Annotated in this window: 21 protein-coding genes; 6 read left to right on the forward strand and 15 right to left on the reverse strand. The window is 41.0% G+C overall.

Annotated features, from left to right (window positions below; all coding sequences use genetic code 11):
- Nucleotides 1–4: 4 nt before the first annotated feature.
- The 3 genes from H6G05_RS01170 to H6G05_RS01180 all read left to right on the forward strand — a co-directional run bounded on the left by H6G05_RS01170 (nt 5) and on the right by H6G05_RS01180 (nt 3,351).
- Complete coding sequence (locus H6G05_RS01170; RefSeq protein ID WP_322096303.1) at nt 5–853, forward strand: DUF3598 family protein; 849 nt, start codon at nt 5–7, stop codon at nt 851–853.
- Nucleotides 854–902: 49 nt separating this feature from the next.
- Nucleotides 903–1,787, forward strand: a complete 885-nt coding sequence (locus H6G05_RS01175) for a DUF4436 family protein (RefSeq protein WP_190575550.1) — start codon at nt 903–905, stop codon at nt 1,785–1,787.
- Nucleotides 1,788–1,848: 61 nt separating this feature from the next.
- Nucleotides 1,849–3,351, forward strand: a complete 1,503-nt coding sequence (locus tag H6G05_RS01180; protein ID WP_190575552.1) for a bifunctional aminoglycoside phosphotransferase/ATP-binding protein — start codon at nt 1,849–1,851, stop codon at nt 3,349–3,351.
- A gap of 322 nt (nt 3,352–3,673) precedes the next feature.
- Here H6G05_RS01180 and H6G05_RS01185 read toward each other — a convergent pair whose 3' ends face one another.
- From H6G05_RS01185 to H6G05_RS01225, 9 genes are all read right to left on the reverse strand, one after another.
- Nucleotides 3,674–4,042, reverse strand: coding sequence for a DUF5615 family PIN-like protein (locus tag H6G05_RS01185; protein WP_190575554.1), 369 nt, complete (start codon nt 4,040–4,042; stop codon nt 3,674–3,676).
- Nucleotides 4,039–4,287 carry a DUF433 domain-containing protein gene (locus tag H6G05_RS01190; RefSeq protein ID WP_190575556.1) on the reverse strand — a complete coding sequence of 83 codons (249 nt, stop codon included), beginning with the start codon at nt 4,285–4,287 and terminating at the stop codon, nt 4,039–4,041. Before H6G05_RS01190 ends, H6G05_RS01185 begins: the two co-directional genes overlap by 4 nt.
- A gap of 222 nt (nt 4,288–4,509) precedes the next feature.
- Nucleotides 4,510–4,881, reverse strand: coding sequence for a HepT-like ribonuclease domain-containing protein (locus tag H6G05_RS01195; RefSeq protein ID WP_190575557.1), 372 nt, complete (start codon nt 4,879–4,881; stop codon nt 4,510–4,512).
- Complete coding sequence (locus tag H6G05_RS01200; RefSeq protein ID WP_242025175.1) at nt 4,874–5,254, reverse strand: nucleotidyltransferase family protein; 381 nt, start codon at nt 5,252–5,254, stop codon at nt 4,874–4,876. The genes H6G05_RS01195 and H6G05_RS01200 overlap by 8 nt, the downstream gene beginning before the upstream one ends.
- A gap of 109 nt (nt 5,255–5,363) precedes the next feature.
- A complete protein-coding gene (locus H6G05_RS01205; RefSeq protein ID WP_190575559.1) occupies nt 5,364–5,705 on the reverse strand; it encodes a DUF5615 family PIN-like protein in 342 nt (113 codons plus the stop codon).
- A gap of 1 nt (nt 5,706) precedes the next feature.
- Entirely contained in the window at nt 5,707–6,033 is a 327-nt protein-coding gene (locus H6G05_RS01210) for a DUF433 domain-containing protein (protein WP_190575561.1), read from the reverse strand.
- A gap of 1 nt (nt 6,034) precedes the next feature.
- Nucleotides 6,035–7,408, reverse strand: a complete 1,374-nt coding sequence (locus tag H6G05_RS01215; RefSeq protein ID WP_190575563.1) for a DUF1802 family protein — start codon at nt 7,406–7,408, stop codon at nt 6,035–6,037.
- Between the two features lie 24 nt (nt 7,409–7,432).
- Nucleotides 7,433–9,361, reverse strand: coding sequence for an ATP-binding protein (locus tag H6G05_RS01220; protein WP_190575565.1), 1,929 nt, complete (start codon nt 9,359–9,361; stop codon nt 7,433–7,435).
- A gap of 57 nt (nt 9,362–9,418) precedes the next feature.
- Nucleotides 9,419–10,057: a GNAT family protein gene (locus H6G05_RS01225; RefSeq protein WP_190575567.1), complete on the reverse strand. Its 639-nt coding sequence runs from the start codon at nt 10,055–10,057 to the stop codon at nt 9,419–9,421.
- Nucleotides 10,058–10,264: 207 nt separating this feature from the next.
- Here H6G05_RS01225 and H6G05_RS01230 point away from each other — a divergent pair, with 207 nt between their 5' ends.
- Complete coding sequence (locus H6G05_RS01230) at nt 10,265–11,278, forward strand: agmatine deiminase family protein (protein ID WP_190575569.1); 1,014 nt, start codon at nt 10,265–10,267, stop codon at nt 11,276–11,278.
- Between the two features lie 292 nt (nt 11,279–11,570).
- Nucleotides 11,571–12,542, forward strand: a complete 972-nt coding sequence (locus H6G05_RS01235; RefSeq protein ID WP_190575571.1) for a 50S ribosomal protein L11 methyltransferase — start codon at nt 11,571–11,573, stop codon at nt 12,540–12,542.
- Between the two features lie 245 nt (nt 12,543–12,787).
- Here the strand turns inward: H6G05_RS01235 and H6G05_RS01240 are convergent, their stop codons facing one another.
- From H6G05_RS01240 to tgt, 6 genes are all read right to left on the reverse strand, one after another.
- Nucleotides 12,788–13,720: an ABC transporter permease gene (locus H6G05_RS01240; protein ID WP_190575573.1), complete on the reverse strand. Its 933-nt coding sequence runs from the start codon at nt 13,718–13,720 to the stop codon at nt 12,788–12,790.
- Nucleotides 13,721–13,824: 104 nt separating this feature from the next.
- Nucleotides 13,825–14,928 carry an ABC transporter permease gene (locus tag H6G05_RS01245; protein ID WP_322096304.1) on the reverse strand — a complete coding sequence of 368 codons (1,104 nt, stop codon included), beginning with the start codon at nt 14,926–14,928 and terminating at the stop codon, nt 13,825–13,827.
- A 65-nt stretch (nt 14,929–14,993) separates the two neighbouring features.
- The gene (locus H6G05_RS01250; RefSeq protein ID WP_190575575.1) at nt 14,994–16,193 is read right to left on the reverse strand and encodes a BMP family ABC transporter substrate-binding protein; all 1,200 of its coding nucleotides are present in this window, start codon (nt 16,191–16,193) and stop codon (nt 14,994–14,996) included.
- Between the two features lie 203 nt (nt 16,194–16,396).
- Nucleotides 16,397–18,127 carry an iron uptake porin gene (locus H6G05_RS01255; protein WP_190575577.1) on the reverse strand — a complete coding sequence of 577 codons (1,731 nt, stop codon included), beginning with the start codon at nt 18,125–18,127 and terminating at the stop codon, nt 16,397–16,399.
- Nucleotides 18,128–18,278: 151 nt separating this feature from the next.
- A complete protein-coding gene (locus tag H6G05_RS01260; protein ID WP_190575579.1) occupies nt 18,279–18,638 on the reverse strand; it encodes a LapA family protein in 360 nt (119 codons plus the stop codon).
- Nucleotides 18,635–19,771 carry a tRNA guanosine(34) transglycosylase Tgt gene (tgt, locus tag H6G05_RS01265; protein WP_190575698.1) on the reverse strand — a complete coding sequence of 379 codons (1,137 nt, stop codon included), beginning with the start codon at nt 19,769–19,771 and terminating at the stop codon, nt 18,635–18,637. Before tgt ends, H6G05_RS01260 begins: the two co-directional genes overlap by 4 nt.
- A 269-nt stretch (nt 19,772–20,040) precedes the next feature.
- On the opposite strand from tgt, the gene H6G05_RS01270 reads away from it, so the two are divergent.
- Nucleotides 20,041–21,045 carry a glycosyltransferase family 2 protein gene (locus tag H6G05_RS01270; RefSeq protein ID WP_190575581.1) on the forward strand — a complete coding sequence of 335 codons (1,005 nt, stop codon included), beginning with the start codon at nt 20,041–20,043 and terminating at the stop codon, nt 21,043–21,045.
- The last annotated feature ends 9 nt before the right edge of the window (nt 21,046–21,054 follow it).

A 21,054-nucleotide genomic window follows, 5' to 3' on the forward strand; every position in this document is an offset into this window, starting at 1 on the left:
TGATGTGACAAAAAATATGCGATCGCAATGGGAATGTTTGTTGCAAAACCTTGGCTGTTGGCAAGGTTCATTTACGAGATTATCGACAAAGGGTGAAATATTAGAAGATATTCCCAGCGAAACTAGTCTGGAACTTAAAGCCGACAATCAAACAATCCGTCAGGTTGTGCGGCGCTTTTATGATGGTCAGCCAGAGGATTTGGCTTTGGAATATCGCTCTCTCAATAAAAGTACAACTTTTTTTGAGAATGGCGCTTTTTCGCAAGGATCATTGCAATTTGCCCCCTACACTGAGTTTGGGGCAGAGTTGGGCTTGATTTATGGCGATCGCCGATTGCGTGTGGTTCTGCTCTATGACAAAGCTAGCCAACTTGATCGCCTTACCTTCATTCGCGAACATTTACCCAATAGCGCCATATCTGAACGTCCAGCCTTGACCCTAAATAATTTGTTAGGCAAATGGGAAGGTGAGGCAATTACGATCGCTGCTGATTGGTTAGAACCAGAAGTCATATCAACAGTTACTGAATGGCAACAGGAAGGCGATCGAGTAATTATGTCTTTGCAAATGCAAACACCTATGGGCGCAAAGACGATTACCTCGATCGCGAAGATTGATCCACATAATCCCCAAATACTGAACTTTGATCAGGATACTTTGCCAATCCAAACCTTGTTTTTACCAGATGGTGCATCGATAACTTGTCCTGTAGCGATCGCCACTCGTCAGCCATTTCGCCTATCTATTTCGTGGTTGTTAGAATCAAACCTGCACCAGCGAATAATTCGGGCTTATGATCACAAAGGAGGATGGGCTAGTCTGACATTAGTGACTGAGCGCAAAGTGGGGTAGTCTGATTAGTGATTTGCTATGCAAATCATTACTCTCTATATGAAATTATATGGCAGACACCAGTCGTAAGCTTCTAATTAAGCGCATCATTATCATGCTGCTTTTTCTAACGCTTTTTATTGGCGCATTTTCGGGTGCACTCTATTTTTACCAAAACGATGGCACGCAGCGATCGGCTAATCTAACCTTTGGAGATGACAAAGAACCAAATCGGATCAACGTTGCTGTTACTATGCTAGGAGTTGATCCTATTAAATCCGAGATAAATCTTAGGTTTGCACTGAGTCCCGAAGGAACATACGTTAAAGATGCACGCCTCACTAAAGATCTAAAATTCTTTACAGGTATCGAAAGCGGTAAGGCTGAAGTTACCCTTGAAAATAATCGTATACCTGATGCTGTGACAGGTTCCTTATCCATAGCTAAAGGTAGAGTTAGCGACTATCCTTTTGATGTGCATAGTTCCGACTTCTATCTCTTTTTTACTAATCCTAAGGATGAGAAAGAAGAAATTCCCATGTCAGTTGATTTCTACGGAGCCATATCTGGCTATAACATTGATGTCGATTACATTCCCAAAACTGAATTTGAGTCTACTGACAGTTATATTGGCTTGAGAGTAACTGTGTCGCGATCGGTCATCACTAAGTCATTCTCAATCTTTTTGATGATTGCCATGTGGTTGATTGGCTTGGTAATTTTTACGATGACAATGATTGTGGTTTGGCAACCCCGTCCAATTGAATTTGGGATGTTTACTCTCATTGCAGGTATGTTATTTGCCCTACCTGCGGTGCGAAATCTTCAGCCCAATGTTCCTCCTCTTGGCGGTTTGTCAGACTTTCTCTCATTTTTCTGGGCTGAGTCGCTCGTGGCTGTTTCAATGCCAATTCTCTTTTTCACATGGCTAACACGCTATAAAAAGCCTAGCTAACTAAATCGTCAAGGCTTGCTTTGCAAGCCTTGAAGTATCAAACCCAACTATCAATTTAACTATGTCATTACCGCCAATCATTGAGCAAATGCTCTTGCCTGAGTTCTACGAGCATCCTGTTACGAAGCCCATCCAGCTTTTGCAAACCCATATTTCTTTTGTGCTACTCACAGGCTCCTATGCTTACAAAGTCAAGAAACCAATGAACTTTGGATTCTTAGATTTCTCTACCCTAGAAAAGCGCAAATATTTCTGTGAAGAAGAACTGCGGCTGAACCGTCGTCTAGCTCCTGACTTATATCTGTCCGTTTTGCCAATTATCGAAACAGATGAGAAATACCATTTTGATCAGACTGGGACTGGAACACCTGTGGAATATGCGATCGCCATGCCAGAGTTTTCGCAAGAGGATTTGCTCATTGAGATGTTTGCTTCGGGTAGGCTGACGGCTGACCATGTGAAACAGATTGGCGAACAGTTGGCGGTATTCCATCAGAATGCACTAACCAATGACCATATCAATGGCTTCGGTACAATGGAATCCGTTCGGGCAGTTGCAAATGATAACTATGCTTCCACTGAAAAATATGTTGGCATTGCTCAAACTGAGGAGCAGCTTGCTCAAACCCGTGCCTACACAGATAAATTCTTCGCCGAGAATGCTGACTTATTTAGCGATCGCATTGCTAAGGGCAAAGTCCGTGAATGTCATGGCGATGTCCATTTAAAAAATATTTGTCTCTATCAAGATCAGATCCAGATTTTTGACTGTATCGAATTTAATGAGCCATTCCGCAATAGTGATGTGCTGTATGATGCTGCATTCCTATTAATGGATTTGCAATTTCGCGGCAGAAGCGATCTTGCAAATATCTTTTTGAATACTTACCTAGAGCGCACTGGCGACTATGAAGGAGCCGTGCTATTACCGCTCCATTGCAGTATGCGTGCTTATATTCGCGCTAAGGTGACATCATTCTTGCTCGACGATCCGAATATTCCTGCGGATGTGAAAGCGAATGCTCAAACAGAAGCTTCGGCATATTACAAACTTGCGTGGGAATATACGCAACCCAAGCAAGGCAAGTTGATCATTATGTCGGGTGTATCTGGCTCTGGTAAAAGTACAACGGCAAAAGCGATCGCCTCTGAGCAAGATGCCATTTATCTGCGATCGGATGCAATTCGTAAGCAGATTGCAGGTATTGGGTTAATGGAGCGTGGTAGTGATGACATTTACACACCAGAGATGACTGCGAAAACCTATACCAGATTGGCAGAGTTAGGTGCTTTGTTAGCTAGCAAAGGCTTTACTGTCATTCTGGATGCGAAGTACGATCGCATTAGTCTAAGAGGTCAAGCGATCGCTGCTGCTCAAGTTCAAAACGTCCCTGTAGAAATCATTTACTGCACTGCGCCCTTGGAAGTTTTGGAGCAACGTTTACGCGATCGCTCTGCTGCTAACAATGACATTGCCGATGCGACGGTTGAGCTATTAGCTAGTCAGCAAGCCGCCTTTGAAGATTTCACGGCGGAGGAATTAGCCTTAGTGAAAAAAATATAGCAATCATAAAATCAGTGAATACTGATTTTATGATTAGCAACTTAAGGAAAATGGTTGTTTTAAGTTTGTAAAAGCAACCATTTTCCTTAAGTTGCATCTTCACTATCGGTGATCTTCTTTTTATAAAATGATGTTATGTGGAACATCATTTTATAAATTATTAAATTGATATTTCGCTAATTATTTCACGTAACATTATCGTCTATTCAATCAATGCATTGAGTAAGTCAATTCGGTGAGTCTCGCAGGTAGTAAAAGCGATCGCCTTTTTCTCCATCTCCCTTAATTCTTCCCAAATGCAGATACTGCTTGCAATAAATTTTTAATCATCACTTTGCTGATAAATACGAATGCGTCCACGTTGAATGATCCAGAGTTTGCCTGTAATATCTTCCCGTTCTAATCCATTAATTAGAGTCTGAATCGCATCTGTCAGATCTTCTATAGTTGCTCTAGGAGGTAATCTTAAAACAGCTATTCCTTTGTATTGTGAAGGTACATATTGTAGAGGATTGCTAAAATCTAAGTCGAGAGTAACTAGACAGCGATCTTCTTGCTGGCAAACTTTTATGACGGTGGGATCTGAAGCTGAAGTTAGTCCTTGCTCAAGGACAGTAGAAACATCGTAGCCTGCTTGTTTTAGCTGGTTTATGCCTCTTTGACCAATATTCTCATCTAGTTTGAATTTCATGCTGATTTCTCGATGGGAATATCAACATAGCGATCGCTTGACATAGCTGCTCCATAGGCAATACAGGCATAAATATCTTCTGGTTGTAGTTGGGGATAGTCTTCTAGCAATTCAGGGATGCTAGTACCATTCGCTAGAAAGTCAAGGATTAGGGATACCCAAATGCGATGTCCTCGAATACAGGGTTTTCCAAAGCATATATTTGGATTAACTGAGATACGATTGAGAAGTTCTACTCGTTTCATGGCTGTATTTTTCTTTGATTTTAATCAGATTGCATGAATTACTAAATCGCTATTGCTCTAATTATTTCACATAACATTGTTGCCTATCTAATCACCAAATTAACAATTCAGATCGCTAAGTCTTGTAGTTAGTAAAAGCGATCGCCCCTTCCTCCATCACTCTTCTCTCTTCCCAAATATCTTAGGCTAATGAAAAAACGTCAACTGTGATCGCTTTTCATATCAAAAAGAATCATTACGGAGTCGTTCTATAGCATTTTTGAAAGGTTCTATTTCGTTGGAACATAATCGATATATTTCTTCGGCATCAATACTAAAGTAATTATGAGCCAGTATATTTCTCAATCCCTTAATCCCTGACCAATCAATATCAGGATATTGCTCAAACAATTTTGGATCAATGAATTTATCAAGTTTCTGTGTGTTTTCACCAATCGCAACTAACATCATGGCGATCGCATCAAGGCGATCTAGCCCATCGTCATTACGAATAAAGTCATAGGCTGTGTCGATCCCAGAAAAACGGCGTTCAATTCTCCTAATTCCTTCTTGAATTTCTAAAAATAATTCTAAAAGCATTGAGCGATCATACATATACAGCCTCACGATCGATTCGCGCTTTTAGATATTTATTCATTCCATACCAATATCGAATCACATCAACTTTTCTCCCAAATTTTGCTTCTAATTCAATTTTGAGGTTAACTCGCTTTAAGATATTTGGCTGCATATCTACAACAATATCAATATCACTATTCTCATTTGCTTCATTTCTTGCGATTGAGCCGAAGATACCAATTTTGTTGACTTCATAGTGAGTAGCCAAATCATCTTTTAGGGAGCTTAACTCACTCAATATACTCTCTTTATCTAATGAATTTACAATCATTATAAACACCTTTTTGGGGAAGAATATAGTAGTGGTATATTTTACCATAACCAGAGATCGCCATACTCCTAAATCCATAAATCCTAACTCTCATCGCATGGTAAGTCTCGCAAGTAGTAAAAGCGATCGCCTTTTTCTCCATCTCCCCTAACTCTTCCCAAATATCCCACTCATGGAGAATAGATCTCTATTTACTAGGACGATTTATGCGAATTAGTTGGTTGGTTAAATCTACTGTATTGTTAATTGCTTCATGAATTTGGGTGGCTTGTCTTTGTCTGTTGATGTCTTCTGTGCAGACGATTATACCTGTATGGATAGGGTGTAGGTTATGCAGTCGGATAAAGTCACTGCGATTAATTGTTAATACGGTGCGGTTATCACTTATCGCTAAGGCTAGGACATCTTCATCAGGGATTCTTTGGTTGGCTTTGCCTGCTTCTTGGACTGTTAAAATATCATGTCCTAGCTCGCGTAGTAGTTTGACGACAATTTTGGGGAATTGCTCATCGGCATAGAGTCGTGCCATGTTAAGCTGCCTCTTGCCTATGAAGGGCTGCTTCTATTTCATCAGGATGGGTTTCGGCGTAGCGCCATGCGTTTGCTAGGTCGGTTGCGGTGAGGGTGGGATAGTCTTCGAGGATGTAGGCTTCGCTTGCGCCTTGGTGTTGTAGGCTTACTAGCAGCCATACAGGTATGCGAGTTTGACGGATGCAAGCGTCACCACCCATGACTCTTGGATTTTTTTCGATGCCTTGCCATGTGTTGCTGAGGCTTTGGACTAGGATTTGGATTGCTTGAGATTTTTCTTCGGGGGTTAGGGATAGTAGTTGTGGTTGTAGTTCTTTGAGTGTCATGTTATGTCTCCTTTTCTATCGGTAAGTCTCGCAGGTAGTAAAAGCGATCGCTATTTCCTCCATTACCCTTCACTCTTCCCAAATATCCCGCCAATGGCGAAGAAAGCTCTATGAGTATATCTTTTCCTTCTTGATCATGAAGCACAGATTCATTGTCTGTAAAAAACATTGCATTGTATTGTGTACAAATTCTCTCAAAATTTGGCTGTGTTGTTCCCATGTAAGCTAGTTTTTTTACTGATTGAACAATACGAGATCGCAGTTTGATATCACTTTCAACTTTTTGGATATATTCATCAATTTTGTCGTCAATTTGACCTGCTTGCAGATATTCCTTGAGTTCAAATAGATTGATCGCGCCATCATATTTGGCTTTGAATTCAACGAGTTTTTGTAATGTCTTAGTCTTTATAATGCTTATTTTCCATTTGGTTGAAAATTTGATTACATCAGGAGTTGGCTTTCCAGAGCCAATTATTAACTTCGCTGCCTCTTTAAATTCAGATTCAGTTGCTAACTTGGTCATCCCAATTCGCATTATTTCTTCAGTCGTACCTTTGGGAATACTTTTCCCCGCTTTACACTCGCCAATAAGTAGATAAGGTTGAGAACAACATAAATCTAAGCCTCCTGCACCGCCTTTGTGAGCTTTATCTATAGTAAAACCAAGAAACTCTAAACTTCTTTTAACAATATTTTCAAAATCAGTGCCAGCTTTAACTGTACTTTTTTTGTCGGCTCCTTCAATACTACGATCGCCTAATGTTGAAATTGTTTTAATCCAACTTAAACTATTATTAGTTTGATTTTCCTCATCTATAACTTCCTGAGGTTCTACATTCAATATGTTAGGATTGATTTTTAAAAAATCGTCATCATCCAAAATAATATCTGTAGATTGATTAGAAACAATTAATAATTCTAAATCCTTTGATTGATCTCGAATTTGTTGAAATTGTTCATCATCAAGAATAGGAATCTTCTCGAAAATAGTAATTGACTCAGGTAGAGGGACAAAATTTCCTGTTGATTGCTGCTGAACTTGAATGGGATTAGATAGTTTATAAACGCGCAAAACTACTAGAAATATGCTTGCACGTTGTTGAAAGATTAATTCTAATTCTTCGATAGGTAAGGCTGTTAGCTGTGAAATTTTTAATAGTTCAAAAGTATTATCAATACTTTCACAGCTTTTACATTCTGCCCAAAGATCGACAGTTACTAGATCTGCGTTTTCAACTTGTAAATCAGGATAGAGAGCAAAGGATCTATCAATAGCAAGAAATGTTTTAGAAAAAGCGCCAACGATCGCACCACTTCTTAAAGCATCTAAATTTGTTGCTGAAATGCGTAAACCGTTGGCGATAGAAATCATAAAATTTCCTAAAAACTATTTTGTTTATTCAAGTAAGCTATCTAAATCAATATTCACTTCATCAGTAATATCAATAAAGGCTGGTTTTACTTCATCACTTTCGTTCTCAATTACTGGATCAGCTTCACTATCATCATCAGAAATCACACTTGCTGGATTGCTTAAGATATCTTTAATCAAGAGATTATTAAAAGCAATTTGTGAGTCTGTAATAAAAGCTAGAATGGCATCTTCACTAACACCGTAAATTTCGCGTTTGTCGTATACAGCAAGAATTGCGATGAGTGGTTTTACATGATCGGCAACTAGATAGATATATTCGCCACCCAGTTCGTCAACTAACTTGGCTCGTAGATTATGAGCTTCCCATTGCTTTTTAATCTTTCTATCTTCAGAACGAATCACGCAACCACGAGTAAGCTTAAATTTGTCGTACCATGTCAGTTTTTGCATTCTTGAGCCAACAGTCATTCCGTGAGTATGTTGAATTACAGCAACACCGATCACCTCTTCTTTTCCATTTTCAGTTGCAATAATCTTAAATTGAATTGAACCTTTATTCCATGAAATGGGAGTAATTTGATCCGTGACATCTTGGATGAGAACATTCTCAATTATCTGTCCCTTTAGTGCTGTAAATCCGAGATAAAGCGCTCTAGCGATGAGATCACTATCATCCAAGAAATCTTCATTAATTTGAGCAAGTTCTCTGTCATAGTCTTTTTGAACCAACTCTTTTAGATCAAGAGGTGGTGGAGAAATTGCAAAGTTATCACGACACCATTTTAGTAGTTGTCTGATAGCTGGTCTTTCATTTCCTAAAGACCTCAGTTTATCTTCCTCAAAAGGAAATACAGAGTTTGGTGGTACAAGGTTGTGAGATTGATAAAAATCTTGAAGCCAAAGTTCTACAACATTAACGACAGCTTCTCCATCTGCATACTTTAGTTCCAGTGGTTCTGGATACTTTGAAGAAAATCTATCTCTTATTCCTGTTACATCACCTACTGCTATATTTTTCAAGAGATCTCTCCAAACAACAGGAGGTATTACTGACAAAATAACTACTCCTTTTGTAACATCAGACTGTTCAATTGCATCAAATAAATCTTTGACTAGTCCACCGACTACTTGAGACTTGAAATAGCCAGCCTCATTTACTTCCAGCCCTTCTAATTCGTCAAAACACACGAGAATAGGATTGTAGTCAGACGCTATGCTGATAATCTGTAGTGCAGCACTTAGCGCATCCGCCTCTAACAGTTTAATTTCCTTCGTTGGGTTGGGTAAACCTAGCTCTTTTGCCTTTGCATCAGACAACTCTTTCCCTGCAAGCCATTTAATTGCAAAAGGTGCATGGGCTGCACTTCCTAATGTCCAGATAATCGCTCTAACAATATCAGGATCACCAACTTTCGGCTTGACTTTAAGAATCGCATTGGTGAGTTGATCGATTAGATTACGATTATTAGCCAATGCTTGAGGAAGCTTATTAACTAGCTCTAATGCAGGTCTTTTGTTAGCAACGACTTGGTTAACCATTGCCGCAGCTAATTCTTGCCATTGAGTAACTCCATGTCCGTTAGACTGTTTGAAGCTGTCAGCGAGAATCTGGCGAAATTGGTAATGAATCAAATTCAAGTCACCATATTTGTTAGCGTAGATGAAAAAAGCTTTGTTGTCTGCTTGTAATCCTCTGCGGATTCGTCTAATTACATGACTTTTACCAACCCCAATTTCAGCACTAAAGGCAATAGATGTTACTTTGGGCTTGCCTGAACGAACTTGCTCAATTGTTTCAAATACTGCATCCGAAGCATGAGCGTTTAAAGTTGTTAGATCTGGAAAACTACCATTCCAAATATCTTGACCTGTGATGATTGGTGGTACGTCAAATGGATTATTTTTGTTGATGACCTCATAAAGTTCATCAAAAGATGATGCTGTAGACATTACAAACCTCTTTAAATTATTTTTTAAATTGAGTTAAATCAACACAGAGCAATACTTTTATAAAAGCTTGGCGTAGTAACGTAGCCCACCCAGTTCTGTAGTAATCGAATCTTGTTCCTTATCTGGTGTAAGGTCTGTAACCCTACCTGTAATAAACTGAAAAATCTCTTTTGACTGAAGCTCTAGCATCCAGTCGTTAAACTGCGATCGCGTTACACGTTCACCGATCGCTCGTCTAATCCGATAAATAGGCACAAGATTATCAAAGTTGTAATCACGATTAAGCTGATCGTAAGTCTCTAAAGCCACAGCCTTAAACTCATCGTAAGTCGAGATCTTAGGCGCGATCGCATCCACACTTACCCCAACACCTTGATATTGCCTAAACCATCTCAAAGCCGCATTTGCCAACCGACTGCCCACCAACTGCCCCTCAAACCCAAAATCCGCCGACAGCAAACCCGCCGCCAACTGTTGCGAACCCGCATCCGTCAACGACAACTTCGGCACTTTCTTATCCATCGTCAAAGCGATCGCCCCACTATCAGCTAGATCGTTCAAACTAACTTCATAAACAGCTTTCTTCTCCTTACCTTTATAGGGGCGCAAAAGCTCACTTTTCTTGACTAGCCCCTGACCATTTCCCAAGCCCCATAAATTTAGAAGCAAACGAATCTCGTTATTAACTGTACTCATTGTTATTTATTAGGCTGCAAACCTGAACTATATATTTTAAAAGCAAAAAATCAAACCTAAAATTAAACCACCACACCCACTATTTTTAGGATAATGCTTTTGCGTCCCGTTTTCTAATTTTTTTAAGGCAAGTAGCCTTAGCAATAGCGCGATCACCCAAAATAAAGGTAGGATTTCCGATGGATTATTAACAACACCGCAACCGACATGGATCACCCCAAAACCTTGGGCTACTCACAGCCAGCCGAATGGCAACCCCACACCGCCTGTTGGCTAGCCTTCCCCAGCCATCGCGACCTGTGGTTAGAATATCTCGATATCGTCCAAGCCGAATTTGTCGCCCTTGCCAAAGCGATCGCCACATCTGAACAGCTAGAAATCCTAGTACTCGAAGAAACTGCGGCTTTAGCAAAGGAACTACTCGGAGATTTGCCTGTGCGCTTTCATCAGATTCCCTTTGGTGACATCTGGATGCGCGATATCACACCGATCTATGTCAAAAATGCCGATGGAAAACTGGGGGCTTTGCATTTTCAATGGAACGGTTGGGGCGGCAAATATCTGCTAGAACATGACGATCGCGTAGCTACAAATATTCTCGAAACCCTTGGCATACCTAAATTTGAATTTGACTGGGTACTCGAAGGCGGCGCGATCGAAGTCGATGGAGCAGGAACCTGTCTCACCACTAAGCAATGTCTCCTCAATCCCAATCGCAATCCGCAGATGGATCAACAGGCGATCGAATTGGGATTAAAAAATGCCTTGGGCGTAGAAAAGGTACTGTGGATTGAAGAAGGACTTCTCAATGACCATACTGACGGGCATATCGACACGATCGCCCGTTTTATTGCACCCCATACCGTCATGTGTATGCAGCCAACTTCTGAGGACGATCCTAATTATCAAGTTCTCAACAATATTGCTGCTCAATTAGAAGCGATGACCGACGCACAAGGGCATAAATTAAATGTAGTTAAAATCCCTTCACCAAGTCTCGTTCTCGATGACGAAGGCGAAATCATGCCCGCCAGTTATCTCAACTTCTATATCTCCAATGACAGTGTGATTATTCCCACCTATGGCGCAGAGAATGATGCGTCAGCAGTGCAGGAAATCGCCAAGCAATTTCCCAACCGCAAAGCGATCGGGCTTTCAGCAAAGCATATTCTCCTAGGTGGTGGCGCATTCCATTGCATCACCTGTCACCAGCCCCAATAATAAAAGAGGGCAAAGCATTCCCAAATTGAACCGATCTGAAAATTGGAAAATTGCTACGGGAATGCTTTGCCCCTACCACATATATCTCATACCAATTCACGAAAGTGTGACAACACTTTTGCGAATTAAAAACCAAACCCAGTAAGGGTTTTCAAAACTCAAAATGGCTACGCCATTTTGAGTTTTGGTATCATCTGTAATCGTAGGGGTTTAGCATTTGCAACACAATTTTCAAACTCTCCGCAGAAATCTTAATTGCAAATGCTAAACCCTCTTCTTTAGGAGCATAATTATGTCATGGATAGAATTGAACCTCGATACCACCAACGAAGCCGTTGATTGGATATGTACCTTACTCGCCAAAGCGATCGCAGCCGAAGATATGCACATCAGCGAATATCGCGATCGCCATCCTCAATGGACATACACGATTCAAATGTACCTGCTCGAAGATGCTCAAATCCATCAACGCATAGAGGCGATCGCCGATCTACTCAAGCCACTCCATCGCACAGGCATGACCAGTGAATTGCAAACCTTCATCGTTGACCAAAAGCCTCCTCAAATAGAACAGAATCCTGAGCATTCTTTAATTCGGCGCATAGGCGATCGCTTTGTGGTTCTATCTGCTGACTCTGACTATCAAACTATTAATTCCCAAGAGATTATTCTCCGTCTCCAAAATAGTCTCGCCTTTGGCAGTGGTCTCCATCCTGCCACCATCCTGAGCTTGCAACTAATAGAACGCCTAATAGAAAACCATACTCAGCCATCCATTGAAGCGCTCGATCTTGGCTCAGGTTCAGGAATTCTTAGTGTAGCTTTAGCAAAATTCGGTGCGACAGTGTTGGCAATTGATAATGATCGTATTGCCGTAGCCGCCACTCAGGACGCAGTGGAACGCAACCAAGTATCACAAAAGGTCACAGTCACATGTGCGAGTCTTGGCAGTGCTAGCCAACTAGGGCATTGGATGGGTGGTGATAGCATTGAGTCTGTTCCTGAAATTCAAGCTAATGGACAATTCGATCTGATCGTTGCGAATATTTTTGCGCGAGTTCACATTTCCCTTGCCGCAGAATTTTACAAGGCTCTTCGCAATACTTCTACACATTCAGGAACCTTAATCACCGCAGGCTATACCAGCGATCGCGCCGAAGATGTAACTCAGTCCATGATTGAAGCAGGGTTTGAACTGTGCGATCGCATTCACATGAACGAATGGATCGCGATCGCCTATCAATTACCCCAAAACATAGAATGAGAGGAGGCGCTTCGCGCCTCCTCTCATTCTATGGGGTCAAGTTTTTTAATACATGCAAATGTTGTCACACTTGCGTTTATTACTGATGTTACGTGGAATAAAGATTGCCCTCACCCCCCAGCCCCCTCTCCCAGAGAGGAGAGGGGGAGCAAAATCCAGAAAATCTTGTTCCCCTCGCCCTTTGGGAGAGGGGCTAGGGGTGAGGGTCTTAGAAGCTTCCACGTAACATCAGTTATTAGTATTACTCATTCGTTTGTACCCAATGCTCCTGGCGAACCAGTTAATGTTCTTCGTGGTGAACAAGTAGCGATCGTGATGATTAAAGTCATAATGTAGGGCATGGCATTGAACAAGTAATAGTAAGAGTCAAATCCAACAGCCTGAAGAGCTGGTCCAATAGCCTGCGCTCCACCAAATAGCAAAGCTGCCCATAAACAATGAATTGGCTGCCATCGAGCAAAGATCACAAGGGCAACCGCCATCAAACCTTGACCGCTAGAAATATTCTCAGCCCATAGCCCAGGGAAATACAGCGATAAACTTGCGCCACCGATACCTGCAAGAAAACTACCTGCGACGATCGCACAGGTACGCACACCAACAACGGAAATTCCCATAGCTCTAGCGGCGCTGGGGCTATCACCTACAGCACGTACATATAAGCCCCACCGAGTTGAACTAAAAAACCATTGCATTAGTGGTGCGATCGCAATACCAATTAATAGCAAAGGACTCACTTTCAGAGCGGCTTGAACTTGAGGAAAGCTGCTCCAATTGCCCCACTCAAGTACAGGCAAAGGAATCGCTTTGGGTTGAATAAAGGCTTTACCAAAGAAGAAAGCAATTCCACTACCAAAAATAATCATCGCAATACCAACAGCGACATCGCTTACCTTAGGGCGTTGCGATAACCATGCATGAATTAACCCCAAACCAATACCAGATAAACCAGCTGCTAAGACTCCCATCCAAGGTGATTTAGTCAAAAAAGAAACTGCATACGCGGTCATTGCCCCAGTTAGCAAAGTTCCTTCTAGACCAAGATTAATCTTGCCAGCTTTTTCGGTAAGACATTCACCTAAGCTAACAAATAGAAATGGGGCGCTCCCTCGGAGTGTCCCTGCGATAATCGCTAGGGGAACACTCATCCAACCTAATGTTGTAGATGTATCTGCCATGGTAATTGGTAATTCTTAAAAAAAATTGTGATTAAGAAAACTAATATTTCTGTTAAATGCGCTGTAAAGCATCACTTAAAAAAATATTGCTTCTCAGCAAGTGGCTAAACTGTGGTTGCAGATGCGTCAATCTTAACTTCAGGTTCTCTATCTTTAAAGAAGTCCAAGCGACCATAAAGAGATTCACTAAAGAGAATAGCTAAGAATACGATGCCTTGAAATAGTAAAACCGTAGCATCTGGCAGTCCAAACGACCTCTGAAGAGCGCTACCACTAGCTAGAATGCCGCCCATCAATACAGCAACAAGTACCGCAACTAAAGGATTTTGTCTGGCGATAAAAGCAACTAAAATGCCACTATAGCCATAGCCTGAAATTAGCGAGGCATTGGCACTGCCATGAATAGCTGCCACTTCCACCATCCCTGCTAGCCCTGCACAAGAACCACCCAAGAAGGTCACAATTAATGTGAGTTTGCCAACTGGTAAGCCTGCGATTTTAGCAGCGCGAATATTGCCACCGACCGTGCGTACTGAAAATCCAAAAGTGGTGCGATGAATCAAAAAATAAGCAATCACACAGGCAACTAGTCCATAAATTAGACCATAGTGCACTCTCGTATTGGGAATACTTTGCAGCATATTAATTGCTGCAAGTGGAAAGCTAGAGGGTTTATTCAAGGTGGAAGGATCGCGCATTGGTCCTTCTACTAGGGTGTTAAGCACCGCGATCGCAATGTAATTCATCAACAAACTACTAATAGTTTCATTAACACCGCGATAGTACTTAATCGCACCTACAAACATAATCCATAGACCACCCGCAATAATACCGCCCATTGCCATCGCTATCTGAACCATAATAGATGGTAAAGAAGCAAGCGATAGACCAACAGCGATCGCGCCCAGTCCACCAACAATTAAAGCTCCTTCATTGCCAATGATCGTCAATCCCAGCATCGCTGGTAGAGCCGTGCATAGACTGGTAAGCATTAAAGGAGCTGCTCGAATTAAGGTTCCTTGCCAAGAGAAACTATTACCAAACGCAGATGAATAAATCGTTCCATAAATTGCGATCGGATTTTTCCCTTGGATAGCACAAAAAATCCCAAAAATTACTAACGAAGCAAGTAAGGCTCCTAAGGGAAGAAGAAAATTCTCAGATGTTGAACGCCAGCGATCGCGGATATTCATATAGTTAGTTCTCAAATGAATGAAATTACAAATAAAAAGATTGAAAACTTGCTTTGCAAGTTTTCAATCTTTTTATTTGATTAGCCTTTAACGCTTCCAATCACGCCTTCAACAAACCAATCCATCTTTTCTAGATCAGGTTCTGTCTGTTTGTATTCCTTGCCCTTAGCAATCACAACCTTGCCAGTGTTATCTTTCATTTCACCAGCATAAATGATCATGCTGCCATCTTTGAACTTAGCCATCACAGTTTCGGCTTCCTTCTTAGTCGCAGCGCTAACGGCACTTCCAAACGGAGACACTTTACAGAAACCTTCCTTCAGACCACCGCGCAAAATGTGAGGAATACCTCCATCCATAAGCGTCTTACCTCCTTTGAGGAGTTCTACATACTTGGTGTAGACATTAGTCCAATCCCATTCTGCACCAGTTAGATATCCATTTGGAGCAAGTGATGCTTGATTAGTATGATAGCCCGTGCAGAATATTTTCCGTTTCTCTGCGGTTTCCATCACAACTTTTGGACTGTCTACGTGACAGGTTAAGACATCTACACCTTGATCAACCATGCTGTTGGCTGCTTCAGCCTCTTTGACTGGAACTGACCAATCGCCAGTGAAGATTACTTGTACTGTAGCTTTAGGATTAACGCTACGAGCGCCAAGAGTGTAGCTGTTGATATTGCGAACTACCTGCGGAATTGGCTTGGCAGCTACAAACCCTAACTTGCCAGACTTGGTTGTTAGTCCTGCAACGACCCCAGCCACATATTGCGCTTCATCGATGTAGCCATAGTAACTACCGATATTCTTGGGGGTTTTGCCTTCCGTATACAGTCCACCGCAATGGAAGAATTGCACTTTGGGGTTTTCGGGCGCTAATTTGAGAATGTGCGGATCGAAGTAGCCAAAAGATGTGGGGAAAAGAGCTGTGACCCCATTTTGGTTGATCATGCCGAGCATAGTTTCTTGAACTACAGCAGTTTCTGCAACACTTGCTTCACTGAATGTTTTCACATCAGGAAGCTTGGAGATCGCTGTTTCACCTTCAAAGTGAGCTTGGCTGTAGCCAAAATCATCTTTTGGTCCAACATAGATAAAACCAATATTTAATAGTGTCGCCGCAGGAGAACCTGGTGCGCTAGGCGAGCCTGTAGTGCCTGTTGTGTTAGTAGGAGCCTGCTCTGAGCAGCCTACCCAAAGTTGAGAGGTTGCACCAAAAGCGGCTGTAGCGATCGCGCCTCTGATAAACTTGCGACGGGGAATATAGATTGGACTCATGCCTTCACACCTTAGAAAGATTGAATGTACCGCGAGTTAAGAAAAACTGATTAGGAAAAATCTACACTGAATTAGAACTTAGCAAACATTATTTGTAACAAATGTATCACTAACTACTTGAGTTAATTAGCAATCTCTTCTTCCAAACACAAAAGGGCGTGCTAAGCACACCCTTTTGTGTTTGGAAGGTTTACACCTCGTGATTAGAAGCTAAACACTGCTTGCAAGTTACCAATAAATACGGTTGGGTTGCCAGAGAAGTTATTAGGATTAAAGATGAAATAAGCAGAAGGAACTAGAGATATATTCTTAGTTACAGGATAGATGTAAGAAAACTCAAGATCGTACTGTGTACCATCATTACCCCTACCAGAAGCAAGAACATTGTCAGTGTCCCCAAACTTGTAAGGCACGGCAAAAGAGATCATGGCTTGAGCGCCTTCTTTGAATAGGTCAGGGAAAGCTGCTCCAATTTGGAAAGTATACTGATTGACATTAGTAGAACCGCCAGCAGTTCTATTAAGGTTAGTGGTTCCATATCCATAACGACCAAACAGACCAAAGCCTTTAGTGACTAACCAATCAAAGTTAGCTACAAAAACGTTAGATTGACCGTTGTTAAAGCCAGCGATTGTAGTAGCTTGAAGAGAAGGAGAACCACCTACAGTACCAGTAAGTGCTCCAGCAGCATTTCTATTTCCAGCAATATTGCCGTAACCATAGAGCAAGCGAAGCTTGAAGGAATCACTTGGTTTGAAACCAAGTTCGGCAGTTATATTGTTAGTCCCACCAGTTAGACCTTGAGTTGGGCTAGCTGCTGAGTTAGTAGTGAAAAATTCATTACTTTCAGCCAAGTAGCCAACTTTGAAGTCAAACATGTCCCCTAAAGGAGTCATGAATACAGCACCTGCACCACGCTTAGCATCACTCAATAAAGAGCTGTTGATAGAGCTAAATGTAGTATTCCAAGGATAGAGAAAACGATTTCCATCGAAGTACTTGTAGAAGTTGACGCGAGGACCAACTACTAAGCTAGCTTTCTCAAATACAGGGAAAGTATAGGATAGTTCACGCAGTACAAAAGTGTTAGCTGTGGCTCCAGCAGTTTGATCTGTGAATGTGGTAGCAGTTGTGTTGAAAAACCCAGATGAACCATAGGCATTGGAGTAAGCCGAGTTACCATTACCAACTGCGAGTTGAGTTATTAAGCTATCCTTACCCGTAAAAGAGGTGTTCAGAGTCAACCATACTAATCCACTCATGGTCGTATTAGGAGCGTTGCCAGGAGTAGCACCATCTCTAAGAACGCCACTTCCTGAACCAGTCGTAACATTAAAGAAAGCTAGCCCACTTAGCTTAGTGGTTGTGGAGAACTGCTGAGCTTCTAGCTTAGCAACCTTGGCATCAAGGGCATCAACACGACCACGAAGGGTAGCAAGTTCAGCAGCAAACTCTTCTTGAAGCTTTTGCAATGTCGCGAGGTCTTCTTTACTGACCTTGTCAGCCAAACCTGCGGAGATAATTTCGTTGATCTTATCTAAACAAGCATTCAAACCAGCAGCAAATTCATAGCGGCTAGTTGCTTGTCTACCACGAAAAGTACTGTCAGGATAACCTGCGATACAGCCGTAGCGCTCGACTAGAGACTGTAAAGCTGTAAACGCCCAATCAGTGGGTTTTACGTCGCTCAATTGAGATACCGAGGTAACATTTTGAGCTAGAGTCTTTGGACGAATTGATTCCGAATTAATTGCACGAATAGTTTCGGACTCGCTCAACTTCACTTCTGTTGCAGGCAATGATGACTGCATTACTGGAACAGAGGTCGATTGAGGCTGAACTTGAACTGGATTTTGCGTCTCAGCGTTTGCGCCTGTAGCCGTAGCTAACAAGCTCAAGCCTAATATCACCGAGAGATTACTGACTTTTTTCATTCCTTCACACCATAAAAGAAATATGTTTAAACAAATGTGAACAAACAGTTTACTAAATCTTAGTATTTAATAAACTTGGTTACACTTGCTAGGATGCATATATTGGAAGCTAACAAAATCAGTCAATCACAAATGTATTCACGAATACAAACTATCCCCAGTCATCATCCCAGTCATCATCAAAGTCATCTTTAATACTATTATTCGACCTAGAAATATCTTTTTTAAATGTTGATGGCTGAGCCACAGTTTGACGTTTTACAGGATTATTTCCCGCAGAAAAAACGGAAAATTTCGGTACTGTTGGTAATTCAAAACCTACTGATATTTGCCAAAGATTAATGCAGGTTGCACCTAAGCCAGCACAAAAAATTAATACTAATCCTAGTGGCAACTTAATTGACTCAAGCGTAAAAAATCGCAAGTTGACTAAATGAATATTTTGGGTTGCGAAAATCGCGATCGCCATTGATGCGATCCATAGAAAAAGATAGAGAGATAAGCGAATCATGGATGACGCTCCTCAGTAGAAGACGAAGATTCCGTGAGATAACGACCAAACTTTTCGACAAATTGATTGTCGATAATTGCTTGGCGCATTTGTTGAGTGAATCGAATCAATTCAGTAATATTGTGAATTGATAGTAACGTATAGCCCAAAATTTCTTGCGATCGCACTAAATGGCTAATATAAGCCCGCGAGAAATTTTGGCAAGCGTAGCAATCACACTCACAATCAATGGGGGTGAAATCACGCTTAAATTTTTGGTTTTTGAGATTCCAGCGATCGCCTCTGACCAGCGCAACACTGTGCCTTGCAAATCTTGTAGGAATAACACAATCAAATAAGTCAATGCCTGCGGCCACGGCTTGAGCCATTTCTTTATATGTTCCAACACCCATGAGATAGCGAGGTTTATCAACTGGCAACAGTGGAGTTGTGGCTTTAACAATTTTTTCGATTAATTCTGGTGGTTCACCAACACTTACTCCGCCGATCGCATAACCTGGTAAATCAAACTCAATTAGTTCTCGTGCTGACTGTTGACGTAAATCTAGATAAACACCGCCTTGGACGATACCAAATAAAGCTTGATCACTCTGGCGATCGTGCGCTTTAATACATCTCTCTAGCCATCGTGTTGTGCGTTGTCCCGCTAGTTTGATTGCTTCATAGGTAGAAGGATAAGGAGCACATTCATCAAAAGCCATGATCACATCTGCCCCCAGTTGATTCTGGATTTGAATCGATTTCTCTGGCGTGAGATTAATCATATTGCCATCACGAGGCGATCGGAACTGGACTCCATCTTCACTAATTGACCGAATCTCGCTCAGGCTAAAAACCTGAAATCCGCCTGAATCAGTCAGGATTGGACTATCCCAGTTCATAAATTTATGTAGTCCCCCTGCTTCGGCAACAATATCCTCACCTGGTTGGAGATGGAGATGATAGGTATTTGCTAAAACCATTTCGGCTTTGCAGTCTTTAAGCTGTGCAGGCGTGACAGTTTTTACATTCGCCAATGTGCCAACTGGCATAAAACGGGGGGTATGCACAACTCCATGTGGCGTATGAAATTGTCCAACTCTGGCATCAGTCCTACTGCACTGACACTCTAATTTAAAAGTAAAGTTATTCAGGGCTTACAATCCTAATTCTAATATTTTGTGTTTGTATACTAATTCAAACAGTTTTTAATTGTATCGCACTCATTGGTTACTTCTAAAACGATCCTAGCTTTTTTGCGAAACTATCGCGATCGTTTATTTTCAACCTCTTCAGCTATAACCAACCATTTAGGATAGCTATATAGCTAGAAGTAATTATGGGAAGTAAAAAGATTGTTTTAGAATAAACTCTAAGATAGCGCTTCAAGCCAAGCAATTAGGTTTAATTTTGAATATATAAAATGGCACTTATAAATACTGCTTTGACATTACAAGACTTACCTAATCCACCAGAAAGCAAAACAGGCTGGCCTTGGACAGAGCAAACTGAAGTACTGCCTAACAAGATGCCTGATGGTTCTGATTGGCCACGTATTAGTATTGTTACTCCAAACTATAACTACGGGCATTTTATCGAAGAAACTATACGTTCCATTTTATTGCAAGGCTATCCCAATCTTGAATATATTATTATTGACGGAGCAAGTACAGATAACTCTATCGAGATAATTAAGAAGTACGAAAAGTGGATTTCATATTGGGTAAGTGAGAAAGATACAGGGCAATCTAACGCAATTAACAAGGGGTTAGAGAGATGTACAGGTAAATTTTTTAACTGGATTAATTCAGATGATTTTTTGGAGCTTGGTGGATTACAGAATATTTCTACAGAATTTAAAAATTTTGATGTTCTAGCAGGAAAAGTAAATGACTTTAGTGAAATTAATGAGCAAGAACAAATACATATTCATCATAATTTGTCTGCAATTAATTTGCTCAAAAACAAATACTGTTATCACCAACCTGGAATATGGCTGTGCACCGAAAAAATCAAAAAAATAGGCGTTCTTAGAGAAGACCTCTATCTTAGTTTTGATTGGGAATTAACAATTAGGTATCTCACCCATTTCCCTAAAGTAACTTATTCTAAAAGTGTTTTAGTTAATTTTAGAGTACACTCAAAGTCTAAAACAAATATTGACTACAGTGAGATTCTTAAAGAAAGAACTATCTCTTTAGTTAACATTTTGCATAATGATGCATACAAAAAATTATATAAGCATATTGAGATTTATCTAAAAACTCAGCTATGGTATTTTAAAGTCAAAAAGATTCTTGATTCAACAGAATTAAGCAAGCCTAAAAAGATATTTAAAATCATCCAATATTCATGGATGGAGCCTAACATTAGAATCTCACGATTTACCTTAGGAGCTATTCGGAGATTACTAATATCTAACATTTAATTTAGTTCA

This window comes from Phormidium tenue FACHB-1050 (genome assembly GCF_014696925.1).
In the GTDB taxonomy this organism is placed as follows: domain Bacteria; phylum Cyanobacteriota; class Cyanobacteriia; order Pseudanabaenales; family Pseudanabaenaceae; genus Pseudanabaena.

Excerpts from the sequence above, each read along its gene's own strand:
- H6G05_RS01215 (WP_190575563.1), bottom strand. The coding sequence starts at position 7,408 with ATGATTTCTATCGCCAACGGTTTACGCATTTCAGCAACAAATTTAGAT.
- H6G05_RS01230 (WP_190575569.1), top strand. The coding sequence starts at position 10,265 with ATGGATCACCCCAAAACCTTGGGCTACTCACAGCCAGCCGAATGGCAA.
- H6G05_RS01270 (WP_190575581.1), top strand. The coding sequence starts at position 20,041 with ATGGCACTTATAAATACTGCTTTGACATTACAAGACTTACCTAATCCA.
- H6G05_RS01200 (WP_242025175.1), bottom strand. The coding sequence starts at position 5,254 with ATGGATTTAGGAGTATGGCGATCTCTGGTTATGGTAAAATATACCACT.
- H6G05_RS01255 (WP_190575577.1), bottom strand. The coding sequence starts at position 18,127 with ATGAAAAAAGTCAGTAATCTCTCGGTGATATTAGGCTTGAGCTTGTTA.
- H6G05_RS01190 (WP_190575556.1), bottom strand. The coding sequence starts at position 4,287 with ATGAAACGAGTAGAACTTCTCAATCGTATCTCAGTTAATCCAAATATA.
- H6G05_RS01185 (WP_190575554.1), bottom strand. The coding sequence starts at position 4,042 with ATGAAATTCAAACTAGATGAGAATATTGGTCAAAGAGGCATAAACCAG.
- H6G05_RS01180 (WP_190575552.1), top strand. The coding sequence starts at position 1,849 with ATGTCATTACCGCCAATCATTGAGCAAATGCTCTTGCCTGAGTTCTAC.
- H6G05_RS01240 (WP_190575573.1), bottom strand. The coding sequence starts at position 13,720 with ATGGCAGATACATCTACAACATTAGGTTGGATGAGTGTTCCCCTAGCG.
- H6G05_RS01210 (WP_190575561.1), bottom strand. The coding sequence starts at position 6,033 with ATGACACTCAAAGAACTACAACCACAACTACTATCCCTAACCCCCGAA.
- H6G05_RS01205 (WP_190575559.1), bottom strand. The coding sequence starts at position 5,705 with ATGGCACGACTCTATGCCGATGAGCAATTCCCCAAAATTGTCGTCAAA.
- H6G05_RS01195 (WP_190575557.1), bottom strand. The coding sequence starts at position 4,881 with ATGTATGATCGCTCAATGCTTTTAGAATTATTTTTAGAAATTCAAGAA.
- H6G05_RS01235 (WP_190575571.1), top strand. The coding sequence starts at position 11,571 with ATGTCATGGATAGAATTGAACCTCGATACCACCAACGAAGCCGTTGAT.
- H6G05_RS01260 (WP_190575579.1), bottom strand. The coding sequence starts at position 18,638 with ATGATTCGCTTATCTCTCTATCTTTTTCTATGGATCGCATCAATGGCG.
- H6G05_RS01250 (WP_190575575.1), bottom strand. The coding sequence starts at position 16,193 with ATGAGTCCAATCTATATTCCCCGTCGCAAGTTTATCAGAGGCGCGATC.
- H6G05_RS01225 (WP_190575567.1), bottom strand. The coding sequence starts at position 10,057 with ATGAGTACAGTTAATAACGAGATTCGTTTGCTTCTAAATTTATGGGGC.
- H6G05_RS01220 (WP_190575565.1), bottom strand. The coding sequence starts at position 9,361 with ATGTCTACAGCATCATCTTTTGATGAACTTTATGAGGTCATCAACAAA.
- H6G05_RS01175 (WP_190575550.1), top strand. The coding sequence starts at position 903 with ATGGCAGACACCAGTCGTAAGCTTCTAATTAAGCGCATCATTATCATG.